Source organism: Arthrobacter sp. 10T416 (genome assembly GCF_056394165.1).
The window spans coordinates 235,518-260,753 of record NZ_JBFTHI010000003.1; the positions used below are offsets into that span (position 1 = coordinate 235,518).

18 protein-coding genes are annotated in these 25,236 nt (G+C 67.3%); 13 read left to right on the forward strand and 5 right to left on the reverse strand.

Annotated features, from left to right (window positions below; genetic code table 11):
- Positions 1-2: 2 nt before the first annotated feature.
- A complete protein-coding gene (locus tag AC1DBE_RS06285; RefSeq protein ID WP_476878269.1) occupies positions 3-839 on the reverse strand; it encodes an FG-GAP repeat domain-containing protein in 837 nt (278 codons plus the stop codon).
- Between the two features lie 139 nt (positions 840-978).
- Positions 979-2,343 carry an MFS transporter gene (locus tag AC1DBE_RS06290; protein WP_476969954.1) on the reverse strand — a complete coding sequence of 455 codons (1,365 nt, stop codon included), beginning with the start codon at positions 2,341-2,343 and terminating at the stop codon, positions 979-981.
- A 153-nt stretch (positions 2,344-2,496) separates the two neighbouring features.
- Between AC1DBE_RS06290 and AC1DBE_RS06295 the strand changes: the two genes are divergently transcribed.
- Together AC1DBE_RS06295 and AC1DBE_RS06300 are read left to right on the forward strand one after the other, a co-directional pair.
- Positions 2,497-3,351: a LysR substrate-binding domain-containing protein gene (locus AC1DBE_RS06295; RefSeq protein WP_476878267.1), complete on the forward strand. Its 855-nt coding sequence runs from the start codon at positions 2,497-2,499 to the stop codon at positions 3,349-3,351.
- 218 nt (positions 3,352-3,569) lie between these two features.
- Complete coding sequence (locus tag AC1DBE_RS06300; RefSeq protein ID WP_476878266.1) at positions 3,570-3,926, forward strand: hypothetical protein; 357 nt, start codon at positions 3,570-3,572, stop codon at positions 3,924-3,926.
- Between the two features lie 105 nt (positions 3,927-4,031).
- Here AC1DBE_RS06300 and AC1DBE_RS06305 read toward each other — a convergent pair whose 3' ends face one another.
- On the reverse strand, positions 4,032-7,562 hold the full coding sequence (locus AC1DBE_RS06305; RefSeq protein WP_476969955.1) for a bifunctional proline dehydrogenase/L-glutamate gamma-semialdehyde dehydrogenase: 3,531 nt from the start codon (positions 7,560-7,562) through the stop codon (positions 4,032-4,034).
- A 230-nt stretch (positions 7,563-7,792) separates the two neighbouring features.
- The gene (locus AC1DBE_RS06310) at positions 7,793-9,256 is read right to left on the reverse strand and encodes an amino acid permease (RefSeq protein WP_476969956.1); all 1,464 of its coding nucleotides are present in this window, start codon (positions 9,254-9,256) and stop codon (positions 7,793-7,795) included.
- Between the two features lie 142 nt (positions 9,257-9,398).
- Here AC1DBE_RS06310 and AC1DBE_RS06315 point away from each other — a divergent pair, with 142 nt between their 5' ends.
- The 4 genes from AC1DBE_RS06315 to AC1DBE_RS06330 all read left to right on the forward strand — a co-directional run bounded on the left by AC1DBE_RS06315 (position 9,399) and on the right by AC1DBE_RS06330 (position 13,037).
- Positions 9,399-10,307 (forward strand): LysR substrate-binding domain-containing protein, encoded by a 909-nt coding sequence (locus AC1DBE_RS06315; RefSeq protein ID WP_476969957.1) that lies wholly within the window; start codon positions 9,399-9,401, stop codon positions 10,305-10,307.
- A gap of 80 nt (positions 10,308-10,387) precedes the next feature.
- A complete protein-coding gene (gene panD / locus AC1DBE_RS06320; protein ID WP_476969958.1) occupies positions 10,388-10,816 on the forward strand; it encodes an aspartate 1-decarboxylase in 429 nt (142 codons plus the stop codon).
- A gap of 150 nt (positions 10,817-10,966) precedes the next feature.
- Positions 10,967-11,893, forward strand: coding sequence for an AEC family transporter (locus tag AC1DBE_RS06325; protein WP_476969959.1), 927 nt, complete (start codon positions 10,967-10,969; stop codon positions 11,891-11,893).
- Between the two features lie 61 nt (positions 11,894-11,954).
- Positions 11,955-13,037, forward strand: a complete 1,083-nt coding sequence (locus AC1DBE_RS06330; RefSeq protein ID WP_476969960.1) for a GmrSD restriction endonuclease domain-containing protein — start codon at positions 11,955-11,957, stop codon at positions 13,035-13,037.
- A 26-nt stretch (positions 13,038-13,063) separates the two neighbouring features.
- Here AC1DBE_RS06330 and AC1DBE_RS06335 read toward each other — a convergent pair whose 3' ends face one another.
- Complete coding sequence (locus AC1DBE_RS06335; protein WP_476969961.1) at positions 13,064-15,271, reverse strand: discoidin domain-containing protein; 2,208 nt, start codon at positions 15,269-15,271, stop codon at positions 13,064-13,066.
- Positions 15,272-15,629: 358 nt separating this feature from the next.
- Between AC1DBE_RS06335 and AC1DBE_RS06340 the strand changes: the two genes are divergently transcribed.
- From AC1DBE_RS06340 to galT, 7 genes are read left to right on the forward strand one after another with little or no spacing between them, the layout of a single operon-like run.
- Positions 15,630-16,949, forward strand: a complete 1,320-nt coding sequence (locus tag AC1DBE_RS06340) for an ABC transporter substrate-binding protein (protein ID WP_476903246.1) — start codon at positions 15,630-15,632, stop codon at positions 16,947-16,949.
- A 45-nt stretch (positions 16,950-16,994) separates the two neighbouring features.
- Complete coding sequence (locus AC1DBE_RS06345) at positions 16,995-17,948, forward strand: carbohydrate ABC transporter permease (protein WP_476903247.1); 954 nt, start codon at positions 16,995-16,997, stop codon at positions 17,946-17,948.
- Positions 17,945-18,892: a carbohydrate ABC transporter permease gene (locus AC1DBE_RS06350; protein WP_476903248.1), complete on the forward strand. Its 948-nt coding sequence runs from the start codon at positions 17,945-17,947 to the stop codon at positions 18,890-18,892. Before AC1DBE_RS06345 ends, AC1DBE_RS06350 begins: the two co-directional genes overlap by 4 nt.
- Positions 18,893-18,927: 35 nt before the next feature.
- A complete protein-coding gene (locus AC1DBE_RS06355) occupies positions 18,928-21,027 on the forward strand; it encodes a beta-galactosidase (protein WP_476969974.1) in 2,100 nt (699 codons plus the stop codon).
- A gap of 9 nt (positions 21,028-21,036) precedes the next feature.
- A complete protein-coding gene (locus AC1DBE_RS06360) occupies positions 21,037-21,834 on the forward strand; it encodes a DeoR/GlpR family DNA-binding transcription regulator (RefSeq protein ID WP_476903249.1) in 798 nt (265 codons plus the stop codon).
- 60 nt (positions 21,835-21,894) lie between these two features.
- Positions 21,895-24,120, forward strand: a complete 2,226-nt coding sequence (locus AC1DBE_RS06365) for an alpha-galactosidase (protein ID WP_476969975.1) — start codon at positions 21,895-21,897, stop codon at positions 24,118-24,120.
- Position 24,121: 1 nt separating this feature from the next.
- Positions 24,122-25,234: a galactose-1-phosphate uridylyltransferase gene (gene galT / locus AC1DBE_RS06370; RefSeq protein WP_476969962.1), complete on the forward strand. Its 1,113-nt coding sequence runs from the start codon at positions 24,122-24,124 to the stop codon at positions 25,232-25,234.
- Positions 25,235-25,236: the final 2 nt, after the last annotated feature.

The following is a 25,236-nucleotide window of genomic DNA, read 5'->3' on the forward strand; positions in this document are numbered from 1 at the left end:
GGTCACCAGATGGTGTAACCGCTAAAGCCGTGGCCAATCTTTACGCGGTGCTTTCCCGCATCTCCGCCTGGGATCATCCAGAGGTCGCCGTGCTTGTCCGTGGCGATTAGGTCGCTGAGCCCGTCCACGTTCTCCCAGTCGCCCGCCTCGACGATTCGTGTGTAACGATTCCAGCCGGAGCCGAAGGTGTAGTACGAGGTGGGGGTCTTGACCTGGATCCCTTGGCGGTCGTCGTAGGGCCAGAGTATGCCGTGGGTGTCCCGCGCGTAGAACCACGGCCAACCCCCGCCGATATGCAAGTCGACGAGCATCCGGCCGGCCCAGCCGGTGGCGGCCCGCTGCCGCGGTTGCCAGCTGACCGAGTAGCCATTGCCGACCGTGGTGTACGGGTAACGCCAGAGCGTCCCGGAGCGGTCGATGGCGAGCAGGTTGCCACGGCCAGACTCGTCAATGATGCTGGTCATTTGGTTCCAGCCTCCGCCGAGTGGGGTCCGCGACCGCCATCCGGAGTGCCCGTTGCTCGGGATGGCCCAGAGGTTCCCGTCCTTGTCCCGGGCGAAGACGCCGTAGAAGGCTCCTCGTGAGGGAATGATCGCCGTGTAGTGCCACCCGGTCGCCGATTTGATCCTCGGCTTGAACCCGCCATCGCCATCGCCGGGGTAAAGCCAGAGCGTGCCGTGACTGTCGAGTGCCATGACATCCGGGTAGCCGTCGCCGCTGTAATCACGCGGACACGGAGCGCCGCAATGCAACGGGTCGGTCTGCGCCGGAACGGCGATACCCGTTGCCAGAAGCAACGCCCCAACGATGTCGGCCACAATACGCAGAGTCCGTTTCATGGCCGGATTCTAGTCCCGGGTGCCGCCCCATCCACGAGTACTTTATTGCGGGTAAACCGGGATCAGCACCGCAATGTACCCGAGGGGACCCGCGGAACCCCTACTCGATCAGGCAACCCCACGCCCCGGCCCCGTGAGCCTAGGCCGCGACAATCCGCAGCAACTGACGCCGGTTTTTCAGGTCCACCTTGAGCGCCAGCTGGCCGCGCCTGGCAAGTACCACCGAGACCACGGCGGCGGCCAGCGCTGGCACCGCGCCGGCGATGAGGATGGCCGTGTGCGGGTTAAGGTGCTCGGCGAGCCAGCCCATAAGTGGTCCGCCGAGGGCCTGTCCACCGATGAGCACCATGATGTAGAGGCTCATCACCCGGCCGCGGATGCCCATGTTGGCGCTGACCTGGACCAGCTGGTTGGCGGCCGTCAGGAACATCAGGCACCAGAAGCCGGCGAGGACCATCGCCGCGCCGAAAAACACCATCGACGGCGCGGAGGCGGCCAGGCAGAGCATCAGCCCGTACATCCCGGCGCCCAGCATCACCGAACGCAGCCGAAGTTGCCGCCGCCTGGCGGAGGTGATGGCGCCGGCCAGCGCACCGAGGGCCACCAATGCGTTGAGCAGACCGTAGCCGCCGGCACCGGCCCGGTAGACGTGGTCCGCGAAGGCTGCCAGCAGCACCGGGAGGCTCATCGCAAACACCGCGACGAAGCCGGCCATCAGCCACGGCCAGTAGATCGTGGGTTTGCCGAGTGCATAGCGCAGCCCCTCCCGGAGCATGCCCTTGCGTTTGGCCGCCGGCAGCGTCACGTGCAGTTCGTCCTTGCGCAGGACCAGCAGCATGGTCAGGGTGGAGCAGCACGCCAGCGCGTTCCCGGCGAAGGCCCAGCCCGCGCCGACCGCGCTAAGCAGCACTCCGGCGACGGCCGGGCCGATCAGGCCGCCCAGCTGGAAGATCGTGGAGTTCACGCTGATGGCGTTGCGCAGGTAGGCGGGACCGACGAGTTCGTTGACGAAGACCTGCCGGGCCGGCTGGTCCAGTACGGTGACCAGGCCCAGAATGAGGGCAATCCCGTAGACCTGCCAGACCTCGATCCGGTGCGAGAGTGCCAGCACGGCCAGCGTCGCCGCCAATACGGCGGCCACGCACTGGCACAGCATCAAGATTTTCCGCTTCGCGAAGCGGTCCGCCATCATGCCGCCCCACGGGCCCAGCAGGAGCGAGGGAAGGAACTGCAGGGCCACGGTAATTCCGACGGCGGTGACCGAGCCGGAGAGCTGAAGCACCAGCCAGTCCTGGGCGATCCGCTGCATCCACAGCGCCACCACGGCGATGAAGTGCCCCACCGCGAAGATCCGGAAGTTGCGGACCTTCAGGGAAATGAAGGTGTGCCGCCACGGCAGGCGTTCACTTACGACGCCGATCGGCTGGGTAATGGGGGCGGGGACGGTCGGCTGGCTCTGGTCCGGCCGGGTGTCGGCGGGATGGAACGGCGGAGGGGGTGGCACGGAAAGTCCTCAGGGAAAAGAAGTCTGCGGGGTCTCCTTAACGCTAAGCTGGCCGCAATTGATAATGGAAGGCTATCCAGGGCATAACTAGCATCACGAAATGCAATGAAAGGAATCTCATGGCGACCCGAGTTCCTCCGGCAGGCGGAAGGCATGTTTGAACCGGCCCAGCTGCGCTCGTTCCTTGCCGTGGCCGAAACGCTGAGCTTTACCAGGGCGGCGGACAGGCTGGGGCTGGCACAGCCCACGGTCAGCCAGCACGTCCGCAAGCTCGAGGCCGCCGCCAAACGAACCCTGATTGCCCGCGACACCCGCGATGTCCGGCTCACGGACAACGGGGACGCGATGGCCGGCTTCGCGCGCACCATCCTCGCTGCCCATGACTCCGCGGCACGCTATTTTTCCGGCTCCGCCATGCGCGGCCGGCTGCGCTTTGGCACGGCGGATGACCTCGCCATTACCGGGCTGCCACGGATCCTGCGGGAGTTCCGGCAGATCTACCCGCAGATCAACCTGGAACTGACGGTCGGGCAAAGCGACCAGCTGTACAAGCGGCTCAACGCCGGCCAACTGGACCTGGTATTCGTCAAATGGGTTGCCGGCGCCAAGGATGGAACCGTGGTCCAGCAGGATTCCTTCTCCTGGGTGGGCCTCGAGCAGACTGTCCTCGATTCCGGGGATCCGGTACCGCTGATCGCCTACCCCGCGCCGAGCCTGAGCCGGAAACTGGCCATCGACGCGCTCGAGGCCACCGGCCGGACCTGGCGCATCACCTGCACCACCCGCCAGATCAGCGGTGTCCTGGCCGCCGTCCGGGCCGGGATCGGCGTCGCCGTGATGCCCTCCTCGCTGGTGCCGGAGGACCTGAAAATCATCACCCGGCGCTTCGACCTGCCGCCCGTCGGCGACGTCGACTTCACCCTGATCCGCAATCCGCTGGCAAACACCGAGGTGATCGACGCCCTGACCCAGACCATTGTTGGCCGCGCCTTCAGCCGCTCGTCCTAGTCCCGCTCCCCGGCGAAATACTCGCTCCACAGCAGGTAGCTACCCGCAACATACTTGCTTCAGCGGGTCTGTCCCCGACCATTGAACCCAAGTGTTACTTGTCCTATCCTGACAGTGTTGAAGGTCAAGCAGAGGCCCCCACAACGATCCGACAAACGAACGTTTATCCTCGTTGTTGCCATGCAGCAAAACCGGCAAACGTTCGGGATAGGCCAGCAATGACGCCAGCCATAAACAACTCCCACACCACCATGCGGCCGCGCCATCCAATGAGCGCCGCCCCGCCGCTGAGTACAGCTGCCCGCCTGGAAGGCCTGCCGCATCCGAGCCTCGGCAGGCTGGATCCGCATGCGGCCCGTACCCGGGGTGACGACGACTTCGTCGGTATCCCCTACTGCGAGCGCTGCGGGACGGATGAGTTCGTCTACCTGGAATCCTTTGTCCCGGCCAAACACCACCGGGACGGTTCCATCAGCAGGCTCGGTGAGGTGACCTACTTCTGTTCAGGCTGTGAGGATTTCTCCGCCCATGCCGTCCCGGCCGCGTGGGTCCCGCCGGGCTGGTACCTCGGGTAGGAGCCATGCCCGCGCCCATGTAACCGCAAACGCCGCCGTCCCCGCACTGTGAGTGCGGGGACGGCGGCGTTGCGTACTCAGGGGTCGCGAACCCGGATTGGCTGCTTAGATCAGGCTGTCCGAGAGGTGGTTCGCGGTGCCGAAGCGGTGGGCGGTGATGCTGACGGCCTGCTCGTGCAGGAACGGCAGCAGTTCAACGCGTCCGGCCTCCGTGACGGGGTGGGAGTAGACGGCCAGGTCGGGGCGGCCGCCCGTGGCGTCGGCCAGCGCCTTCGCGTCGCCGCCGATCAGGCGGATGCGGGGCACGGCCAGGGTGGCAGCCTGGGCAAGCCGGCCCACGGACGCGAGCCACTCGGCGTCGTTCTCCACGGTGGTCTCAATCCCGAGTCCGGACAGCACCGCACGGAGCTGGGCGGGTACTTCGACGGCGCTGGACACCGTGAAGTCCGAGCCCGCCTGGACACCGGCAGCCACGATGCGGATCAGGTCGGCGAGCGGCTGGCCTTCTGACAACCGCACCATGACCGGCAGTGCGCGGTAGCGGAACACGTTGCGTTCCGCACTCAGCCCGGAGACGTCCTTGGCGGTGCCGAACTCCTCGGCCCAGGCCTGGGCGTCCGAGGCCAGGGACCGCTGCAGCGGGCCGAGTTCATCGGCCGGCAGGATGCCCTTGGCCGCGTCCTCGATCCTGCGAACGCCGGAGTGTGCCGGCTTCGTCTCGGCCGTGCTGGCCTTGCTGACCCAGTCGCCGAGGCCTGCGAGGTAGTTCGGGCCACCGGCCTTGGTGCCGGCACCGACGGCAGACTTCTTCCAGCCGCCGAAGGGCTGGCGCTGCACGATGGCGCCGGTGATCCCGCGGTTGACGTAAAGGTTGCCTGCCTGGACGGTGTCCAGCCAGAGGGCAAGTTCGTCGGTGTTCAGCGAGTGCAGGCCGGCGGTCAGGCCGTACTCGATCTGGTTCTGGATCGCGATGGCCTCCTCCAGGGTTTCGGCCGTCATAACACCCAGGACCGGACCGAAGAATTCGGTGAGGTGGAAGTAGGAACCGCGGCGCACACCGTGGCGCACGCCCGGGCTCCACAGCTTGCCGGACTCGTCCAGCTGCTTCGGCTCCACGGCCCAGGCCTCGCCCTCACCGAGGGTGGTCAGGGCGTTGAGGAGCTTGCCGCCGGCAGGCTCGATGATCGGGCCCATCTGGCTGGCCGGGTCCTGCGGGTAGCCGACCTTCAGCGAGGTGACAGCGTCGATCAGCTGGTTGTGGAAGCGCTTGGACTTCGCAACGGAGCCGACCAGGATCACCAGCGAGGCGGCCGAGCACTTCTGGCCGGCGTGGCCGAACGCGGAGTACGCCACGTCCTTTGCCGCGAGGTCCAGGTCCGCGCTCGGGGTGACGATGATGGCGTTCTTGCCACTGGTTTCAGCCAGCAGCGGCAGGTCCTTGCGGAAGGAGCGGAACAGCTCTGCGGTCTCGTAGCCGCCGGTGAGGATGACGCGGTCCACGGCGGGGTGCGAGATCAGCTGCTGCCCCAGTTCCCGCTCGCCGAGCTGCACCATGGTGAGCACGTCGCGCGGGACACCGGCCTCCCAGAGGGCCTCGATCATCACGGCACCACTGCGGCGGGCCTGCTTGGCGGGCTTGATCACCACGGCGGATCCTGCGGCGAGCGCCGCCAGGGTGGACCCTGCGGGGATGGCCACGGGGAAGTTCCAGGGCGGCGTCACGACAGTCAGCTTCGCCGGTACGAACGTGGCGCCGTCGACGTCGTCGAGCTTGCGGGCCGATTCGGCGTAGTAGTGCGCGAAGTCCACCGCTTCGCTGACCTCGGGATCACCCTGGTCAATCGTCTTGCCGGTCTCGCTCGCCATGACCTCGAGGAGGTCGGCGCGGCGGGCCTCCAGCACGTCGCCGGCGCGGTGCAGGATTTCGGCCCGTTCCGCTCCGGAGAGGGCACCCCAGGCCTTGCCCTTCTCGACCGCGGTGTCGATGACGGCATTCAGGGCCGCCTCGTCATTGATCGTGGCGGCCTCGACGGCGGCGTTGCCCAGGGTGGAGCCCTGGACGCGGCCAAGGATGGCCCGGCCCCAGTCGCGGTTGGCCGGGAGGGACGGATCGGTGTCCGGGGTGTTGCCGAAGGAGTCGCGCGGCATCGGCTCGGCCGGAAGGGCACGGTTCTGCCGGCGATTCGGGGCCGGAACCTCGTCGTCGAGCTTGGCGAGCGAGGCCAGGAAGCGCTGCTTCTCGCGCTCAAACAGAGTCTCGTTCTCGCTGAGTTCGAACACGGCGGACATGAAGTTGTCCTGGCTGGCGCCCTCTTCGAGGCGGCGGATCAGGTAGGCGATCGCGACGTCGAACTCGGCGGGGTGGACCACCGGGGTGTACAGCAGGAGGGACCCGACGTCCTTCTTGACGGCTTCGGCCTGGCCCTGCGCCATACCGAGCAGCATCTCGAACTCGATGCCGGATTCAACGCCGCGCTGCTTGGCCAGCAGCCAGGCGAAGGCGATGTCGAAAAGGTTGTGTCCGGCGACGCCGATCCGGATGTTGTTGATCCGGTCCGGGTGCAGCGAGTAGTTGATGACGCGCTTGTAGTTGGTGTCCGAGTCCTGCTTGGTGCCCCAGGTGGCCAGCGGCCAGTCATGCAGGGAGGCCTCCACCTGTTCCATCGGCAGGTTGGCGCCCTTGACCACGCGGACCTTGATGGCCGCACCGCCCTCGGCACGCCGCGCGGCGGCCCAGTCCTGCAGGCGGATCATGGCGGAGAGCGCGTCGGGGAGGTAGGCCTGGAGGACAATGCCGGCCTCGAGGTTCTTGAACTCGGGCTTGTCCAGGATCCGGGTGAAAACCGCGATGGTCATGTCCAGGTCCTTGTATTCCTCCATGTCCAGGTTGATGAACTTGGCTTTGCGGCCTCCTGTGGCGAAGGCGGCGGCACGGGTGAAGAGCGGGGTGAGCTTCTCCACGACGTGCTCCACGGCCTCGTCGAAGGCCCAGGCGGAGTGCGGGGCGACGGTTGAGGACACCTTGATTGAGACGTAGTCCACGTCCGGACGGGAGAGCAGGGTGTGGGTTCCCTCAAGCCGGCGGGAGGCCTCGTGCTCGCCCAGGACTGCCTCGCCCAGGAGGTTGACGTTCAGCTTGATGCCGTCCTTGCGGATCTTCGAGATGGCCGGGCCGAGCTTGGCGTCCGTCGCGTCAACAATGAGGTGGCCGACCATTTCCCGGAGCACCCGGCGGGCAACCGGGATGACCACCTGCGGCAGGACCGGGGCCATGGTGCCGCCGAGGCGGACGGCGCTGCGCATGTACCAGGGCAGGAACGCCGGAACCTTGGGGGCCAGGGCGGCGAGGTTGCGGGCCGCGACCTGCAGGTCCTCGGGACGCACGACGCCGTCAACGAAGCCGACCGTGAAGTCAAGACCGTTGGGGTCCTTCAGAACCCCGGCGAGCTGCTGGGCCGAGGCGTCGACGGGCACCTTGGCGGCCTCGGTGAGCCAGTGGCGGACCAGGGCGGTGGTTTCCTCGGCGAGGGCTGCCGCCTCAAGCACGGGGGAGCCTTCCGAGACTGCGGCGTGCGTGGCCTCGTTGCCCGCGTCCGCGCCGGCGTTCAGGCCGGATTCCGTTGAGGTGTTGGTCATGGTGGCACTCGTTCTTTCTCAAAATGTGGACCGTTCTTGATTTAGTATGCGACCGGATTTCCATAAGATAAAGCGATGTTTTCTGAGCAATACTGGTTAGTAGAACCGAACGTTTCGCAACGGCGCGGTGCAGGCGCTCCGCGGGCGTACCGGCCCCCTTCCGCGCCGTCCGTACAGACGCAAAGGACCCCCTTCCGCGCACGCGGGAGGGGGTCCTTCAGGAGAAGGCGTTAGCCGACGTGGCGGTGCATTTCCACGGCTTCCTGGTGCCGCGGGCTGTCCGGATTCATCAGCGAGTGCTTGCGGCCGTATCCGAAGTAGATCACCAGGCCAATCACCAGCCAGACGCCGAAGCGGACCCACGTCTCCCAGTGCAGCTGCACCATAAGGAAGGCCGAGGCGAGCATGCCGAAGAGGGGAACCACCGGCATAAACGGCAGCCGGAAGGTGCGCGGGGCGTCGGGCTTCTTGTAGCGGAAGATGATGACGGAGAGGCAGACGACGACGAAGGCGGCCAGGATGCCGATGTTGGTCAGGTCAGCGACGGCCTTGATCGGGAAGACGCCGGCCAGCAGCGCCGAGGCCACTCCCGCGATCCAGGTGACACGCTGCGGGGTGCCGTTGCGGTCGGTCTTGGCAAACCAGCCCGGAAGCAGCCCGTCGCGGCTCATGGAGAACCAGACACGGGTGACACCGAGCAGGAAGGTCAGCATCACGGTCAGGATGGACAGGACGGCGAAGACGGAGATGATCGTTGCGATCACCGGCAGCCCCACCCCGTTGAAGGCGGAGGCGAAGCCGGCCTTGGGGTCGATGTCCTTGTAGTTCTGCATCCCGGTCAGCACCAGGGTCGCGGCAACATACAGGAGCATGGCGACGATCAGCGAGAGGATGATGGCCTTCGGCATGTGCTTCTTGCCGTCCGTGGCCTCTTCGGCCGCTGTGCTCATTGCGTCATAGCCGAACACGGCGAAGAAGACGGTGGCGGAACCGGCCAGGACGGGCCCGAAGCCGCTGGGCATAAACGGGTTGTAGTTGTTGGTGTTGATGTAGAAGATGCCCAGCCCGATGATGAAAAGGATCAGGACAACCTTGATCGCGACGGCCACCAGTTCGAACCGGCCGAAAGTCTTGGTGCCGCGGGACAGGATCCAGGTCACGAGGAGGCAAACGGCAATGGCCGGAATATTGATCACGCCGCCCTTGCCCTCATCCACGGTGGAGGTCATCCAGACCGGCATGTGGATGCCGATGCCGGACAGGAACGCGTCGAAGTATCCGGAAATGCCGATTGCCACCACCGCCACGATGGCAATGTATTCGAGCAAGAGGTCCCAGCCGATGAACCAGCCGATCACCTCTCCCAGCGCCACATATCCATAGGTATAGGCAGAACCGGCCCGCGGGATCATTCCCGCGAACTCGGCGTAGGACAGCGCGGCCGCTGCCGAGGCCAGTCCGGCGATCAGGAACGAGAACAGCACCGCCGGGCCGACCCCGGGCTCACCCTCGCTGCCGTGGGCCACCAGCCCCGCGAGCGAGAAGATGCCGACGCCAATAATGCCGCCGACGCCGATGGCCGTCAGCTGCCATAGCCCGAGGCTCTTGAACAGGCCGCTGTGCTTGTTTTCTTCTTCAATATCGTCGATGGGCTTGCGCCGCATGATCGATCTGGTCAGTTCTCTGGTGCTCATCAGGGTCTCCTGCTCGGGGGTGGCGCCCATCAATCCGCCCTGTGATGGGGGTTACTCAGTGAGAACAGTATGCAAGCCCGGTTGCATTAGATAAAGTGAATTCTCCTAATCAATAACCATTAGAATTCACAAAGGAATATCGATGCTCGACGTCCGGCGGTTGCGCCTTTTACGCGAACTCAAAATCCGCGGCACGCTCGCCGAAGTCGCCGAAGCGCTGCAGTACAGCCCGTCGTCGGTCTCCCAACAGTTGGCCCTCCTGGAAAAGGAAGCGGGCGTGGACCTTCTGCGTAAAACCGGCCGCCGCGTGCAGCTGACGCCGCAGGCGGAGGTGCTGGTTGCGCACACCACGCAGCTGCTCGAAACCCTCGAGCAGGCCGAGGCGGACCTCGCGGCTTCACTCACCACAGTGACCGGAACGGTGCGGATCGCTGTTTTCCAGTCCGCGGCCCTGGCCCTGATGCCCGATGCCCTGACCCGGATGGCCGCCAGCTACCCGGAAGTCCGGATTGAGATGATCCAGCGGGAACCCGAGACGGCCCTCCACGAAACTTGGGCGCGGGACTTTGACCTTGTTATCGCGGAGCAGTACCCGGGACACGCGGCGCCGCGCTACGCCGAACTGGACCGGGTCCGCCTCACCGGGGATGCGATCCGGCTGGCCGTGCCGCCCGCAGCCCCGGGCCGGCCGGCCATCACGTCCCTCGCCGACACCGCAGCACTGTCCTGGGTCATGGAACCGCGGGGCGCGGCGTCCCGGCACTGGGCGGAGCAGGCCTGCCGCACTGCCGGGTTCGAGCCGGACGTGCGTTTCGAGACCGCCGACTTGCAGGCCCAGATCCGGCTCATCGAATCGGGGAACGCTGTGGCGCTGATGCCGGACCTGGTGTGGACCGGCCGGGGAACCACGGCCCAGCTGATCGACCTCCCGGGCAACCCCCGCCGCACAGTCTTCACGTCCGTGCGGCGCTCCAGCGCCAAGCGCCCGGCAATCCTCGCGGCCCGCGAAATTCTCGCCGAAACCGCGGCGTCCATCGCCCCGCCGGCCTGACGGTGCCGCGGCCCGGGGGTCCGGGCGGTGTTTCCTGGCTCACAGCGCGCCGCACGTCCCGGCGCTAGAATGGTGACGTTATGAATCGAACAATGTTCAAGTCCAAAATCCACCGCGCCACGGTCACCCACGCGGACCTCCACTATGTCGGCTCGGTCACCGTGGACCTGGACCTGCTGGAGGCGGCCGACATCCTCCCCGGTGAGCTCGTCGCGATCGTCGACGTCACCAACGGCGCCCGGCTCGAGACGTACACCATCGCCGGCGAGCGCGGTTCCGGCGTCATCGGCATCAACGGCGCCGCGGCGCACCTGATGCACGAAAACGACATCGTCATCCTGATCACCTACGCGCAGATGACCTCCGAAGAGGCGAAGTCCTACGTCCCCAAGGTGGTCCACGTGGACAAGGACAACAAGATCGCCCAGATCGGCAACGATCCCGCGGAGGGCCACACCGCAGGCCTGCTGCGGCCGCCGCACGCGCTGAACAACGCCACGCTGAACTAACGCCGGCGCCCGCCGCCCTCATTCCGGGCGTCGGACCTGGACGCTTCGTGACGCGGTGCCGCCCCGGCGTCGCGGTTCCCGGGACAAATCTGATTATTGTGGACGGGTGCCCACCCCTTTGATTCCGCCCGCGCCGTCCAGGACAGCCGCGTGCTAGGAGTCCTCGCCGGTTTCTTCGTCGTCTGGTTCATCATCCTGGTGGGCATGTTCGTCGGCAGGCGCAACATCCTGGGCGAGAACGCCCGCAACGTCCTGAGTGCGCTGACGTTCTTCGTAGCGAGCCCGGCGCTGCTTTTTGAAACCCTCAGCAAGGCCAAACTGCACGACGTTTTCGCCGCACCGCTGCTGGTGACGGCCGTAGGCGCAGTGGCAACGGCGGCTATCTACTTCGGCATCGTGCGGTTCCTGCTCAAACGCCCGGTCCCGGAAGCCCTGGTGTCCTCCATGAGCGCTTCCCTGGCCAATTCGGCCAACCTGGGCATCCCGATCGCCGTGTTTGTCCTCGGGGACGCCAGTTACGTGGCCCCGCTGCTGATCTTTCAGCTGGCCTTCTTCACGCCGCTGTTCCTGATGTTCCTTGACGCCACCACCAGCTCGCACCGGACCACCCCGCTGAGCTTCGCCCTGATGATTCTTCGCAACCCCATGATTGTCGGTTCCGGGCTCGGCCTCCTGGTGGCCGGGACCGGCTGGGAGGTTCCTGCTTTGGTGTTGCAGCCGATCCACCTGATCGGGGGCGCCGCGATTCCTGCCATGCTGCTGGCGTTCGGCATGAGCCTGAACGGGTCACGGCCGCTGCAGGCGGACACGGGCCGGAGGATTGACACCCTGCTGGCCAGCGGTTTCAAGCTCATCCTGCACCCCACGCTGGCCTACCTCTTCGCCCGGTTCGCCCTCGGCCTGCAGGACCAGGCGCTCTTCGCCGTGGTGGTCACGTCGGCGCTGCCCACGGCACAGAACGTTTTTGTCGCGGCTAACCGGTACAGGACAGGCCTCACCGTGGCCAAAGATACGGTGCTGATCACCACCGTGGTGGCTGTCCCCGCCATGATCGGCGTGGCCTTGCTGCTCGCCTGAGGACCGCCGGTAGGCTGGCAACGGCCAAAACCGGGCCGCAGGACAAGCAACGGGGGATGAAGTGCGCAGGATTGGTACGCGACAGGGCGGCGGCCGCCGGCCGGGGGCCGTCGACTGGATCACCTGCGGGATCGCCGCCGTCCTGCTGGCCTCGACCAGCGCCTGCGCCGGCGTCTCTTCACCGGCCGCCCAGGCCGGCAGTGCCGCCGCCACACTGCCCTCCGCGGCCGGCACCCCTGCGCCGACGCCGAGCAAAACGGCGACGGCGGCCCCCGCACCGTCCGCCACTCCCGGCACCGCCTCCAAAGCTGCCGTGGCCAAAACCCCGTCCAAGCAGCCGGCTTTTGCAGCCACAGCCCTCAAAGTGCTGGCAACGATCCCGGTCAAAGGCAGGGCACCCAAGACCGGATATGCCCGGGACCAGTTCGGGCAGGCCTGGTCCGACGTCGACCGCAACGGCTGCGACACCCGCAACGACATCCTGCGCCGCGACCTCACCGCGGAAGTCCTCAAGCCCGGAACGCACGGCTGCGTGGTGCTCTCCGGCGTGCTGAAGGATCCGTACACCGCCACGTCCATTCCCTTCCAGCGCGGCGCCCGCACCAGCAGCGCGGTCCAGATCGACCACGTCGTGGCGCTCAGCGACGCGTGGCAGAAGGGGGCGCAGCGGCTCAGTCCGGCACGGCGGCTCGCTTTCGCCAATGATCCGCTGAACCTGCTGGCCGTCGACGGGCCGGCGAATATGCAAAAGAGCGACGGCGACGCCGCCACCTGGCTTCCGGCCAACAAGTCGTACCGCTGCGCCTACGTGGCGCGCCAGATTTCGGTCAAGGCCAGTTACGCACTCTGGGTCACCCGGGCCGAGCACGATGCCATGGCCCGGATCCTGGCGGACTGCTCGGCCGCCGTCGCCCCCGCCACCCAGCTCCCGGCCGCACCGGCGCCGGCAGTGGCACCCGCACCTGCACTAGCGCCGGTCCGCAAGGCCCCCGTACAGGCGCCCGCCCCGGCGGCTCCGGCCCCGGATATCTACTACGCCAACTGCTCCGCGGCCCGGGCCGCCGGTGCCGCGCCGATCCGTGCCGGGCAGCCCGGGTACAGCCGCAAACTGGACCGCGACGGCGACGGAGTGGGCTGCGAGTAGCCGCTCGGCCTGACCCGGCCGGCGGCTCAGCCGGGGGCCAGTGCCACGGAGATGCTGTAGGGCGGCAACGTGATGGTGGCGTGCCTGTCCGCGCCGATGGTGATGCTGACCGGCGGGTCGTTGGGTTCAGGATGGCCGCCGTTGCCCCTGCCGCGGGAGGGATTCCACTGGTATTGCGCCGCCGAATACTGGTCTAGTTCCAGATTCCCTTTCAGCGGCCGGCTGTCCCCGCCGTCGTGCTGCACCAGGCGGACGGTGAAGGCCCGTTTGGGGTCCTTGTTAAACAGCAACACGCCGAGCCTGCCGTCGGGTCGGCGGACCGAGTAGGCGGTGACCAGCGCCTGGCCCTTCGCATTCCGGACATCACTGGTGGTGCTGTACATGGTGTGGCGGCCGGTACCGGCTTCCAGCCAGTGCTCGTTGACCAACCGGGCGGCCTGGAAGGCGGCTACCGGGCGGATCTTCCATTCGTCATAGAACTGGAACAGCATCAGGTTGCCCCAGGTGTCGCACTTCTCCCCGACATCGTCCTGGACCACCCAGTTCGGCTCGATCCCGTAGAAGTAGCTGCTTTCGCCGCCCATCGCCAGGAACATGGCGGCGGTTTCGGCATTAACCATGGCCCCGGGCAATTCGAGTTCCACCGCCCCCACAAAGGACGAGTAGCCATACTCGGTGATGACCTTGGGGATCTCGGCGGGCAGGCCGGCGTCGTGCTGGCGCTTGAGAAGCTGCGCAAGCAGGTCCGGGTTCTGGGGCAGCGTCGCGGCAGGGTCCGCGCACACGTCATCGAACGGGTACCACTCGAAGGAGAAAAAGTTAAAGTCCTGCATGGCCCCGCGGTGGCGGAGGTAGGACACGAAGCGGCCGGTCCAGGACCGGACGCCGTGCCCGTCGGGCCAATGCACCCAGTCGGGCAGCGTGGTCTGGTACCCCGGGCCGCCGAACTCCAGTGACGGGTTCACGGCCTTCATGGCGGCCGCCATCTGCACATACAGGGCGCCGTAGTGCTCCGGCTGGGCCAGTTGGCCGTCCGGTTCCTCGCCGACCTCGATCCGCCGGACCGGGTAGCCGCTCCTACTGAGGTAGGTTGCCAGGGCTGCAGCGTCCTCGGGAGTCCCGTACAGCGCCGGAACGGGCACCATCATGGGCTCCCCACGGGTGATGCCGCTGGCGAAAAGCCGCTCGAAACTGGCGTGCTCGTAGTTCTTGTCGAGGTCCTCCGCGCGGTGCCAGGGATCGGTCGAGGAGGTCCACATCACCGTTTGGCGGCGCGACTCGCGGTGCCGGACGTTGTCGATGAAGGACCCGCCCTGCTGCCGGCCAATGTAGAGTTCGCGGACGGCGACGCCGAGGCCGTCGCGGATATCGCGGGATCCGGCGGGGGCGGTGCCTGAACCTTCCAGAAGCAGGATGCGGAGGTACTGGACGTTGATGGGCCGGTCAGCGACGCGTACGGCCTGGGTGCCTGCGGTCCCCCGGTGGGCCGCCTGCGGAAAGTCCCGCCAGGTGCCTTGGTCGACGGGGAACCGCGCGTCAGTGCCGGTCCAGTACTGCACCTTGAACGAGGTAGCGTACGGCGTCCCCCAGTCGAAGCGGACCATATCCACGGGCAGTGCCTGCGGGAACTCGGTCATGATCCACTGCGGATTCAGCCCGGCCGGTTCCCCGGTGTAATGCGGATCCAGATAGGGGTTGCTTTTCCAGAAGGTCGCGTCGTCCCCGTCGTTGAGCCGGGAGTGCCCGTTGTCCTTGCCCTGGTCGATCGTGTTTCCGCGCCTCGGGAGGCGGTAGCCATAGGAGACGCCGTAGTCCCCCGCAGGCTCCGACGAGGACGTCCAGTAACCCTGCTCCCGGTCCGGCTGGCTCCAGTTCCCCCGTGGGTTCCAGTGCCACGCCTTGACCCCCAGCTCGGTGCGCAGCCGGTAACTCAGCGGACCGAATCCGGCCGACTTCATGGCTTCGACGTTCCGGGCAGACCAGACACGGTCGATTTCGTTTTCTTCCAGCCCGTCCGCCCCCGCGCCCATGGCGCGGTAGCCGTCGAAGGTGTTGACGGGCTTGTCCAGCTCGATGCTGATGGTCCCATCGGCAGCCGGCAGCGGACCCGGCTCGGCGCCGCGCAACACCACGGTCGATCCCAGCCAGATGCCCAGCGCCGCGAGGATGGCCACTAAGACCGTGATGAGGCGCCGGGAGGGGCGGAATTTTTTGCGCTCAGGGTTTGATGCCATGAGTTCCTAGGGCCGGTGAAATCTGTTTGCTGGCCAGCGGGAGCGTGGTGGGCAGCCCCGGATCACAGGCGGTGCGCCACCGGCCGCCGGCACAGCGATGACTGCCGGCGATCATCTTTCAGTGTGGCGGGCGGCCCCGGAAATATCTACGGGCCGACGGCACTGTCGCCAGCCGCCGCCCCGGCGCCCCCACTCGGTACCCCCACCCGGCGTCCGTCGACGCCGTCCTCGACGTCACACTTCTCGATCCCGGTGCAAGAATGTTCTTTTTTGCCTCTTGACGTTCCTTATTGTGCGATTATGATAGATAATCATGTGAGCTGCTTCACACCACCCGCGCTGTTTCAAAGGAGAAATCATGACCATGCACGAAGACGCGTTGCGCCAAGCCTCCGCCCAGGGCGGGTGGGACCGGCGGACGCTGCTGAAGACATTCGGCGCCGGCGCCATCGCCATGGCCGGGGTACCCTTCCTGGCCGCGTGCACAGGCGGCAGCGGCCCCGCAGCGAGCGGCGGCAGCAAGACCGTCACGTTCGGATCGGGCTCATCGGACGAGGTGCCCAAGGCCGCCTACAAGGCCGTCACCGATGCCTTCACCAAGAAGTCCGGCGTCGCTGTCACCACGAACGTGGTGCCGCACAACGATTTCCAGAACAAAATCAACACCTACCTTCAGGGCAGCCCGGACGACACCTTCACCTGGTTCGCCGGCTACCGGATGCAGTACTACGCCGGAAAGGGCCTGCTGGCGCCGATCGACGACGTCTGGGAAAAGATCGGCGGCAACTACTCCGACGCCATGAAGAAGGCCTCCACCGGAGCCGACGGCAAGATGTACTTCGTCCCGAACTACAACTACCCGTGGGGCTTCTTCTACCGGAAGAGCCTCTGGACGGAAAAGGGCTACGAGGTCCCCACCACGTTCGACCAGCTTGTGGCCCTCGCCAAGAAGATGAAGGCTGACGGCCTCATCCCGATCGAATTCGCCGACAAGGACGGCTGGCCGGCCATGGGCACGTTCGATTACCTGAACATGCGCCTGAACGGCTACCAGTTCCATATGGACCTCACGGCGCACAAGGAATCGTGGGACCAGAAGAAGGTCAGCGACGTCTTCGACACCTGGAAGCAGCTGCTCCCGTTCCAGAACCCCAACGCCCTGGGCATGACCTGGCAGGACTCGGCCAAGAACCTCGGTTCGAAGAAGTCGGGCATGTACCTCCTCGGCTCCTTCCTCACCCAGCAGTACACGGACAAGACCGTCGCCGCAGACATCGACTTCTTCCCGTTCCCCGAGGTGGCGGTGGAGGGCCGGGACGCCGTCGAAGCCCCCATCGACGGACTCCTGCTGTCCAAGAAGGGCGGCCAGAACCAGTCCGCCAAGGATTTCCTGGCCTATCTCGGCACCCCGGAGGGTCAGAATGTCTACGCCTCCGTCGACAGCTCGAACATCGCCGCCGCGAAGGGCGCCGATACGTCTAAGTTCTCGCCCTTGAGCAAGAAGATGGCCGATGTCATCTCCAACGCCAAGAGCATCAGCCAGTTCTTCGACCGGGACGCGCTTCCGGCCATGGCCAACAACGTCATGATCCCGGCGCTGCAGTCCTTCATCAAGGACGGCAACGTGGACGTCAAGAACCTGGAAGCCCAGGCCAAGTCGCTCTACGCCGCCCAGTAGTGGCCGTTCGGGCCACCACCATCCGGCACTAAGGAATAAGTTCTCGTGAGTACACCAACCGATACGAGCCCCGTCGGGGCGCGGCGCAAAGCCGCTGCCCCGACGGGGCGGGTCCGCCGGCTTTCAGGCCGCGATAAATGGGTCCTGGCCTTTATGGTGGGCCTGCCCACCCTGATCCAACTGGTCCTGGTCTGGATCCCAACACTGCTGTCGGCTGCCCTGTCCTTCACCCGGTGGAATGGCCTGAGCCTCGACGACATCAAGCCCGCGGGCCTGAGCAACTACGACTTCATCGCCCAGAACTACCCGCCGTTCTGGCCCGCCGTGCAGCACAACGTGCTCTGGCTGGTGTTCCTGGCTGTGATCGCCACCCCGCTGGGCCTGCTGCTGGCGATCCTGCTGGACCAGAACATCCGCGGCAGCAAGATCTACCAGAGCATCTTCTTCACCCCGGTGATGCTTTCCCTGGCACTCATCGGCGTCATCTGGCAGCTTTTCTACAACCGCGACAGCGGGCTGCTGAACTTCCTGCTCGGCACCGCGGGCACACCCCAGGCCGTCGACTGGTTCGGCGATTCCAGCGTGAACATCTGGGCCGCCCTCATCGCCGCGACCTGGCGGCACGCGGGCTACGTCATGATCCTCTATCTGGCCGGCCTCAAGGGCGTCGATCCCACCCTCCGCGAAGCTGCGCAGATCGACGGCGCCAACGCCGTCCAGACCTTTTTCCGGGTCATCTTCCCGGCCATGCGGCCGGTCAACGTCATCATCATCGTCATCACCGTGATCGAATCCCTCCGGGCTTTCGACATTGTTTACGTGATCAACCGCGGCACCAACGGCCTGGAACTCATCAGCGCCCTGGTCATCCAAAACCTGGTCGGAGAGGGTCAGGTGATCGGCGTCGGATCGGCGCTGGCCGTCATCCTCCTTGTCATCTCCCTGGTTCCCATCACCTTCTACCTGTCCAGGGCCTTCGGAAAGGACAAAGAGGCATGAGCATCGCACAGCCCACCGATGCACCGGCCGCGGGCAACACCATCGCCGGGCGCAGCGCCCGTGCGGCGTCCCGCCAGCAGGCCGGCGCCAAGCGCGGAAAACGCCACTACGGCATCCACATTTTCCTGATCGTGCTCGCAGTGATGTGGCTCATCCCCCTGGTCTGGACCATCTTCACCGCGCTGCGGCCCAAGGCGGACACGGACAAGTACGGCTACTTCAGCTTCGAGGGGTCCTTCAACTTCGACAACTTCAGCCAGGCCTGGACCCAGGGCGGCTTCGCCCAGTACGCCTGGAACTCGGCGCTGATCACCATCCCGTCCGTCCTGCTGGTGCTGTTCTTCGCCTCGATGATGGCGTTCGCCGTCAGCCGGGTCAGCTGGAAGTTCAACGTCACGCTCCTGATTATGTTCACGGCCGGAAACCTGCTTCCCCCGCAGGTCCTCGCCGCGCCCCTGTTCGAGATGTTCAAGCTGCTGCCGCTTCCCTACAGCGTCAGCGACTCGGGGAGCCTGCTCAACACCTACATCAGCGTGATCGCCGTGGACACCGCGTTCCAGATCGGCTTCGTGACCTTCGTCCTCTCGAACTACATGAAGGCCCTCTCCCCCGAACTCACCGAGGCTGCGCTGGTTGACGGGGCCGGGATCTGGCGCCAGTACTGGGACATCATCCTGCCCCTCTGCCGTCCCGCCCTGGCCGCCATGGGAACACTCGAAGTCATCTTCATCTACAACGACTTCTTCTGGCCGCTGCTCTTCCTGCAGAGCGGGGACCGCCTCCCCCTCACCACGGCCGTCAACAACCTCCAGGGCCAGTTCCTCTCCAACTACAACCTCATCGCCGCCGGCGCCATGATCACGGCCATCCCGGCCCTGGTGATCTACCTCCTGCTCCAGCGACACTTCGTGGCCGGCCTGACCCTCGGCTCCAGCAAAGGATAATTGTGGACAACAGCACCAAGCAGACCGACGCCGCCATGGACTACATCACCGCCCGCCTCGGCTCGGAAGGCTCCCCCATGCTCGCCTTCGGCGGGGACTACAACCCCGAGCAGTGGCCCGAGGAAACGTGGGAGGAAGATGTCCGGCTGATGCGGGAGGCCGGCGTCAACCTGGTCAGCGTGGGCATCTTCAGCTGGTCGCTGCTGGAACCGTCCGAGGGCGTCTACGAGTTCGGCTGGCTGGACCGGGTCCTGGACCTGCTGCACGCCAACGGCATCCGGGTGGACCTGGCGAACGCCACCGCATCGCCGCCGCCCTGGTTCAGCCACAAATACCCGGAATCACTGCCGGTCACTGCCGACGGCGTCCGCCACAGCTACGGTTCACGGCAGGCATTCGCGGCTTCCAGCCCCGACTACCGCCGGGCGGCCGCCGCGCTGACCGAGCAGATCGCCGTCCGCTACAAGGACCACCCCGCCGTCGTGATGTGGCACGTCCATAACGAATACGGCTGCCACAACCAGCCGGACTTCTCCGACGGCGCCGCTGCCGGTTTCCGGCGCTGGCTCGAGGCCCGCTACGGCAGCCTCGACGCGCTCAACGCCGCCTGGGGCACCGCCTTCTGGTCGCAGCGCTACTCGGCCTGGGAGGAGATCCTGCCGCCGCGGACCTCCGGAACCTGGGTGAACCCCACCCAGCAGCTGGACTTCGCCCGCTACTCCTCCGATGAGTTGCTCGAATGCTACAAGGCCGAGGCCGCCATCCTCCGCTCGCACTCGGGCCACCCGGTCACCACCAACTTCATGGGCTTCAACATGGGCCTGCACCAGCCGGTGGACTACTGGCGCTGGTCCGAGGAAATGGATGTGGTGTCCAACGACCACTACCTGATTGCCGAGGACCCGCGGAACTACCAGGAGCTGGCAGCCACCGCGGACCTCACCCGCGGCTGGGCCAACGGCAAGCCGTGGCTGCTGATGGAGCACTCCACCTCCGCCGTCAACTGGCAGCCCCGCAACATCGCCAAGGCGCCCGGCGAGATGCTCCGCAATTCCATGCAGCACGTGGCCCGCGGGGCCGACGGCGCGCTGTTCTTCCAGTGGCGGGCCTCCCGGGCCGGCGCCGAGAAGTTCCACTCCGGGCTGCTGCCGCACGCCGGCACCGACACCAAGGTCTGGCGTGAAGTGGTCCAGCTCGGACAGGCGCTGCGCAGCCTGGCCGAGATCGCCGGGTCCGTGGCCACCGGCGCCTCCGGCCAAGTGGACGTCGCCATCCTGCACGACACCGACGCCCGGTGGGCCTCGGAACTGGACTCGCACCCCAGCGTGGACGCATCCAACATCGCCGAAACCCGCCGCTGGCATGACGCCTTCTACCGCGCCGGCATCCCCACGGACTTCCGGCAGGGCACCGACGACCTCTCCGGCTACCGCCTGGTGGTCGCCCCGATGCAGTACCTGGTCAGCGATGCCGGGGCCGCGAACCTGGACGCCTACGTCCGCGCCGGCGGCCACCTCATAGTGACGTACTTCTCAGGTATCGTGGACGAAAATGACCACATCAGGCTCGGCAGCTACCCCGGCGGGTTCAGCGCGCTGCTCGGCGTCCGGATGGAAGAGTTCTTCCCGCTCCGGGAAGGCGAGAATGTCCGGCTCACCGGTTACGGCGCCGGCACCTGCTGGAACGAGCTCGGGCAGGCCACCACCGCCGAGGTCCTCGCCGCCGTGGACGAGGGACCGGCCGCCGGTTCCCCCGCCGTGACCCGGAACTCTGCCGGAAGCGGCCGAGCCTACTACGTCGCGACCTCGCTCGCGCCGGAGGGACTGGGCGAGTTGCTCAGCACCGTCTGCGCGGACGCAGGGGTGGAACCACTCGTTACGGACCTGCCGGAGGACGTCGAGGTGGCCCGGCGCAGCAAGGACGGGACCGACTGGACGTTCTGCATCAACCACGGGAGCGCCGACGTCCGGCTCCCGCTGGCCGGCGTCGACGTGCTCACCGGCACCGAGCTCGACGGCGGTCTCGGCCTCGCGGCCGGAGCAGTCGCCGTCGTCCGCTCAGCGGCCGCAGGGCTCGCCGGCACGGCCGCCGCCCACTCACACCAGCCAAGCCTGCCAACCCCCTCAAACCTGTAAGGACCCCAGATGCTCGCCGCAGCCCGTCATTCAGCCATCCTCGCCGAGGTCCAGCGCGAACGGATCGTCCGTGTCGCCGATCTCGCCAAGATGCTGGGCGTCTCGCTGATGACGGTACGGCGGGACATCGAGGCCCTGGACGCGTCCGGCGCCGTGGAGAAAATCCACGGCGGGGCCAAGCTGCCGGGCGGGGCCAGCACCCACGAGCCGGGCTTCGAGTTGAAGGTCACCCAGCTTAAGGACGAGAAAATGGCCATCGCGCAGGAGGCGGCGGCCCAGGTGCGGGAGGGGATGGCGGTGGGCCTCAGCGCGGGCACCACCACGTGGGCGCTCGCCCAGCTGCTCTCCGCCGGCCCGCGGATCACGGTGGTGACCAACTCGGTGCGGATTGCCGACGTCTTCCACCAAAGCTCCTCGCCGTCCACCGTGATCCTGACCGGCGGCGAGCGCACCCCGTCCGATGCCCTGGTGGGCCCGCTGGCCACATCCTCGCTGAAACAACTGCACCTGGACGTCCTGTTCCTCGGCGTCCACGGCGTCGACCCCGACGCCGGCTTCACCACCCCGAACGTGCTGGAGGCCGAAACCGACCGGGCCTTCGTCGCGGCGGCCCGCCGGGTGGTGGTCCTGGCCGACCACACGAAGTGGGGCACCCTGGGCATCAGCACCATCGCCGCGCTCGAGGACGCGGACGAACTCATCAGCGACGACCGGCTGGGCAGCGAGGCCAGGCGCGTCCTCGGCGAGCGCGTCGGCCGGCTCCGACTGGCCCCCACCGAGGCCGCGGCCAGCGCCGCCGCCGGCTGACCCAACCAGCACCACCCACCCGACCTGACAACGCCTGGAGCTGCAGTGAACAACCCGGACCTGAACCTTGCCCCGGCACCCCTCGCCGGAGGAACCGCCACACCACCTGCTCCCCTCTACCTGCGGCGCTCCGGCACGGCGCTCCTCATCGACTTCAGCACCGGCGAACCCGCCCTGCTGCACTTCGGCGCCGACCTCGGCCCGGACCTGCCGGACCTGGCGCTGCTGCGGGACCCCGTCCCGCACTCGGCCCTGGACACCCCGGTGACCCTGGGCCTGGTTCCGCAGGCGTCCTCCGGCTGGCGCGGACGGCCCGGACTCCGCGGCCACCGCGACGGGCGTGCGTTCTCCTCCCGGCTCCGGCTGGTATCCGTTGCCGAGGGCGGCACCGGCTCCGCGGTCATCACCCAGGCCGACCCGGACGCCGGCATCACGGTCCATACCGAGCTCCGGATCAACGACGGCGGCCTCCTCCAGCTCCGCCACTCGCTGACCAACGAAGGGCCGGACCCCTACACCGTCGACGAACTGGCGGCCGTGCTGCCCGTAGGCCGCGCCGCTACCGAGGTCCTGGACCTGACCGGCCGCTGGTGCCGCGAGTCCCACCCCCAGCGGCTGCCCCTGAACCAGGGCACCTGGGTACGCTCCGGCCGGCACGGCAGGACCGGCCACGATGCCTCGCTCCTGCTGGCCGCCGGCACCCCCGGCTTCGGATACCGGCACGGGCAGGTCTGGGCCGTCCACCTCGGCTGGAGCGGCAACCATGAGAGCTTCGTCGACACCACGGGCGACGGCCGGACCGTCATCGGCGCGTCCGAGCTGCTCGGATCCGCCGAAATCACCCTGGCCCCGGACGCCCGCTACGAGACCCCCTGGCTGTTCGCCGCCTACTCCGCGGACGGCCTAGACGGCATCACTGACGCCTTCTACACCTGGTTCCGCGGGCGCCCGCACCACCCCGGGACGGCGTCGGGCGCACCCCGCCCGGTGGTGCTGAACGTCTGGGAGGCCGTGTATTTCGACCACCGGCTCCCGGCCCTGCTGGAGCTCGCCGAGACCGCCGCGGACCTCGGCGTCGAACGCTACGTCCTCGACGACGGCTGGTTCCGGGGCCGGCGCAACGACTCCGCCGGCCTTGGCGACTGGTATGTCGATGAGCAGCTCTGGCCAGACGGGCTGACACCGCTGATCGACGCCGTCACCGGGCACGGCATGGAGTTCGGCCTCTGGGTGGAACCGGAGATGGTGAACGAGGACTCGGATCTGGCCCGGGCGCACCCGGACTGGATCGCGGGCCCGGCGCCGCGCCGCGCCGCCGACGGCCGCCTGCCCGAACGCTGGCGGCACCAGCAAGTCCTGGACCTGGTCAACCCCGGGGCCTGGCAGTACATCTTCGACCGGCTCGACGCGCTGCTCCGGGAGAACCGGATCAGCTACCTCAAGTGGGACCAGAACCGGGACCTGACCGAGATGGGGCACGCCGGCCGGCCCTCGGTGCATGCCCAGACCCAGGCCGTGTACCGGCTCCTCGACGAGCTGCGCCGGGCCCACCCCGGCGTGGAAATCGAAAGCTGCTCCTCCGGAGGCGCCCGCGTGGACCTGGGCATCCTGGAACGCACCGACAGGGTCTGGGGCTCGGACTGCAACGACGCCCTGGAGCGGCAGACCATCCAGCGCTGGACCGGCATGGTGGTCCCGCCCGAGCTCGTTGGATCCCACATCGGACCCACCACCAGCCACACCACCGCACGCACACACGACCTCTCCTTCCGGGCCATCACGGCGATGTTCGGCCACTTCGGCCTCGAATGGGACGTCCGGCAGCTCAGCGCCGCCGAGCACACGGAACTCGCCCGGGCGATCGCGTTGTACAAGCAGTACCGTTCCCTGCTGCACAGCGGGCGGATGGTGCGGGCCGACGAGCCCGATCCCGCCTTCCGGGTGCACGGCGTCGTCGCCCACGACGGCAGCGAGGCCCTCTACGCGGTGGTGTCCGTCGCGACGTCGTTCGCCGAGATGCCCGGCCGGATCTGCCTCCCGGCCCTGCAGCCGGAAGGCCGCTACCGGGTGGAGGCGGTGTATCCGGACTCCGATGACCGGGGCGCCTACATCCACACGGTGCCGCCGGCCTGGCTGGCCACGGGAGTCGAAGCCACGGGCAGTTTCCTCGCGGCTTCGGGCCTGCCGATGCCGGTCCTGAACCCCGAACACGGCGTGCTCCTGGCGGTCCGCCGTGTCACCGACGCCGACTCCGCCGACGGCGGCCACTCCGTAAGGAATTCCTAGCATGGGCCAGATCACCAAGCGCGCCTGCAAGCTCTCCGACGGGCGTGACCTTATCTACTTCGACGACGCAGACACGTCGCTCCCGGCCGAGCGCGGCCCGGACCTGCGCGAACCGGCCGTCCGGCCGCCGACCGCCACGATGCGCCAGGACGTCCTGACCGGGGAGTGGATATCCATCGCGGCCGCCCGGCAGAACAGGGTGGTCCTGCCGCCCTCGCACCTGGACCCGCTGGCCCCGGCATCGCCGGAGAACCCCTCCGAGATCCCAAGCCTCTACGACGTCGCGGTTTTCGAGAACAAGTCCCCGTCCTTCGGCCCGGACCTGGCGGACGACGGCGGCCCGGCCAGCCTGGCGGAGCTCGCCACGGTGGGGCTCGGCCGGAGCAGGCCGTCGGTGGGCCGGTGCGAGGTGGTCTGCTTCTCCCCCGAACACACCGGTTCCCTGGCGGGCCTGCCCGTGTCTCGGATGCGCACGGTCGTGGAGGCGTGGGCGGACCGTACCGCAGCGCTGTCCGCGCTGCCCGGCGTCGAGCAGGTCTTCCCGTTCGAAAACCGCGGCGAAGCAATCGGCGTGACCCTGCACCACCCGCACGGCCAGATCTACGCCTACCCGTACATCACGCCCCGCACGGCCCAGCTGATCCGCACCATCGAGAACTATGGCGGCTCGCTGTTCGAGGACATCCTCAGCTTCGAGCAGGCCTCCGAACGGGTCCTGCTCAAGGGCAGGCACTGGACGGCGTTCGTCCCGTTCGCCGCGCGCTGGCCGCTGGAAGTGCACATGCTCCCGCACCGGCACGTCCCGGACCTCGCAGCGACCACGGACGAGGAACGCGACGAGTTCTCGGTGCTCTACAGCCGGCTCCTGCGCGGCGTGGACGCTCTCTACGAGACCCCTACCCCGTACATTTCGGCCTGGCACCAGGCCCCGGTCAACGCCCACCGGGACGACGTCCGGCTGATGCTGCAGCTGACCTCGCCGCGCCGTGAAGAAAACAAACTGAAGTACCTGGCCGGCTCCGAGGCGGCCATGGGGGCGTTCATCGCCGACATCCCGCCGGAAACCGCCGCCGCCCGGCTCCGGGACGCCATGGACAAGGAAGAGGCAGCATAACC

Bases quoted from the DNA above. Each gene is read 5' to 3' on its own strand.
- AC1DBE_RS06285 (WP_476878269.1), bottom strand. From the start codon at position 839: ATGAAACGGACTCTGCGTATTGTGGCCGACATCGTTGGGGCGTTGCTT.
- AC1DBE_RS06295 (WP_476878267.1), top strand. From the start codon at position 2,497: ATGTTTGAACCGGCCCAGCTGCGCTCGTTCCTTGCCGTGGCCGAAACG.
- AC1DBE_RS06300 (WP_476878266.1), top strand. From the start codon at position 3,570: ATGACGCCAGCCATAAACAACTCCCACACCACCATGCGGCCGCGCCAT.
- AC1DBE_RS06305 (WP_476969955.1), bottom strand. From the start codon at position 7,562: ATGACCAACACCTCAACGGAATCCGGCCTGAACGCCGGCGCGGACGCG.
- AC1DBE_RS06310 (WP_476969956.1), bottom strand. From the start codon at position 9,256: ATGAGCACCAGAGAACTGACCAGATCGATCATGCGGCGCAAGCCCATC.
- AC1DBE_RS06315 (WP_476969957.1), top strand. From the start codon at position 9,399: ATGCTCGACGTCCGGCGGTTGCGCCTTTTACGCGAACTCAAAATCCGC.
- panD (WP_476969958.1), top strand. From the start codon at position 10,388: ATGAATCGAACAATGTTCAAGTCCAAAATCCACCGCGCCACGGTCACC.
- AC1DBE_RS06335 (WP_476969961.1), bottom strand. From the start codon at position 15,271: ATGGCATCAAACCCTGAGCGCAAAAAATTCCGCCCCTCCCGGCGCCTC.
- AC1DBE_RS06340 (WP_476903246.1), top strand. From the start codon at position 15,630: ATGACCATGCACGAAGACGCGTTGCGCCAAGCCTCCGCCCAGGGCGGG.
- AC1DBE_RS06350 (WP_476903248.1), top strand. From the start codon at position 17,945: ATGAGCATCGCACAGCCCACCGATGCACCGGCCGCGGGCAACACCATC.
- AC1DBE_RS06355 (WP_476969974.1), top strand. From the start codon at position 18,928: ATGGACTACATCACCGCCCGCCTCGGCTCGGAAGGCTCCCCCATGCTC.
- AC1DBE_RS06360 (WP_476903249.1), top strand. From the start codon at position 21,037: ATGCTCGCCGCAGCCCGTCATTCAGCCATCCTCGCCGAGGTCCAGCGC.
- galT (WP_476969962.1), top strand. From the start codon at position 24,122: ATGGGCCAGATCACCAAGCGCGCCTGCAAGCTCTCCGACGGGCGTGAC.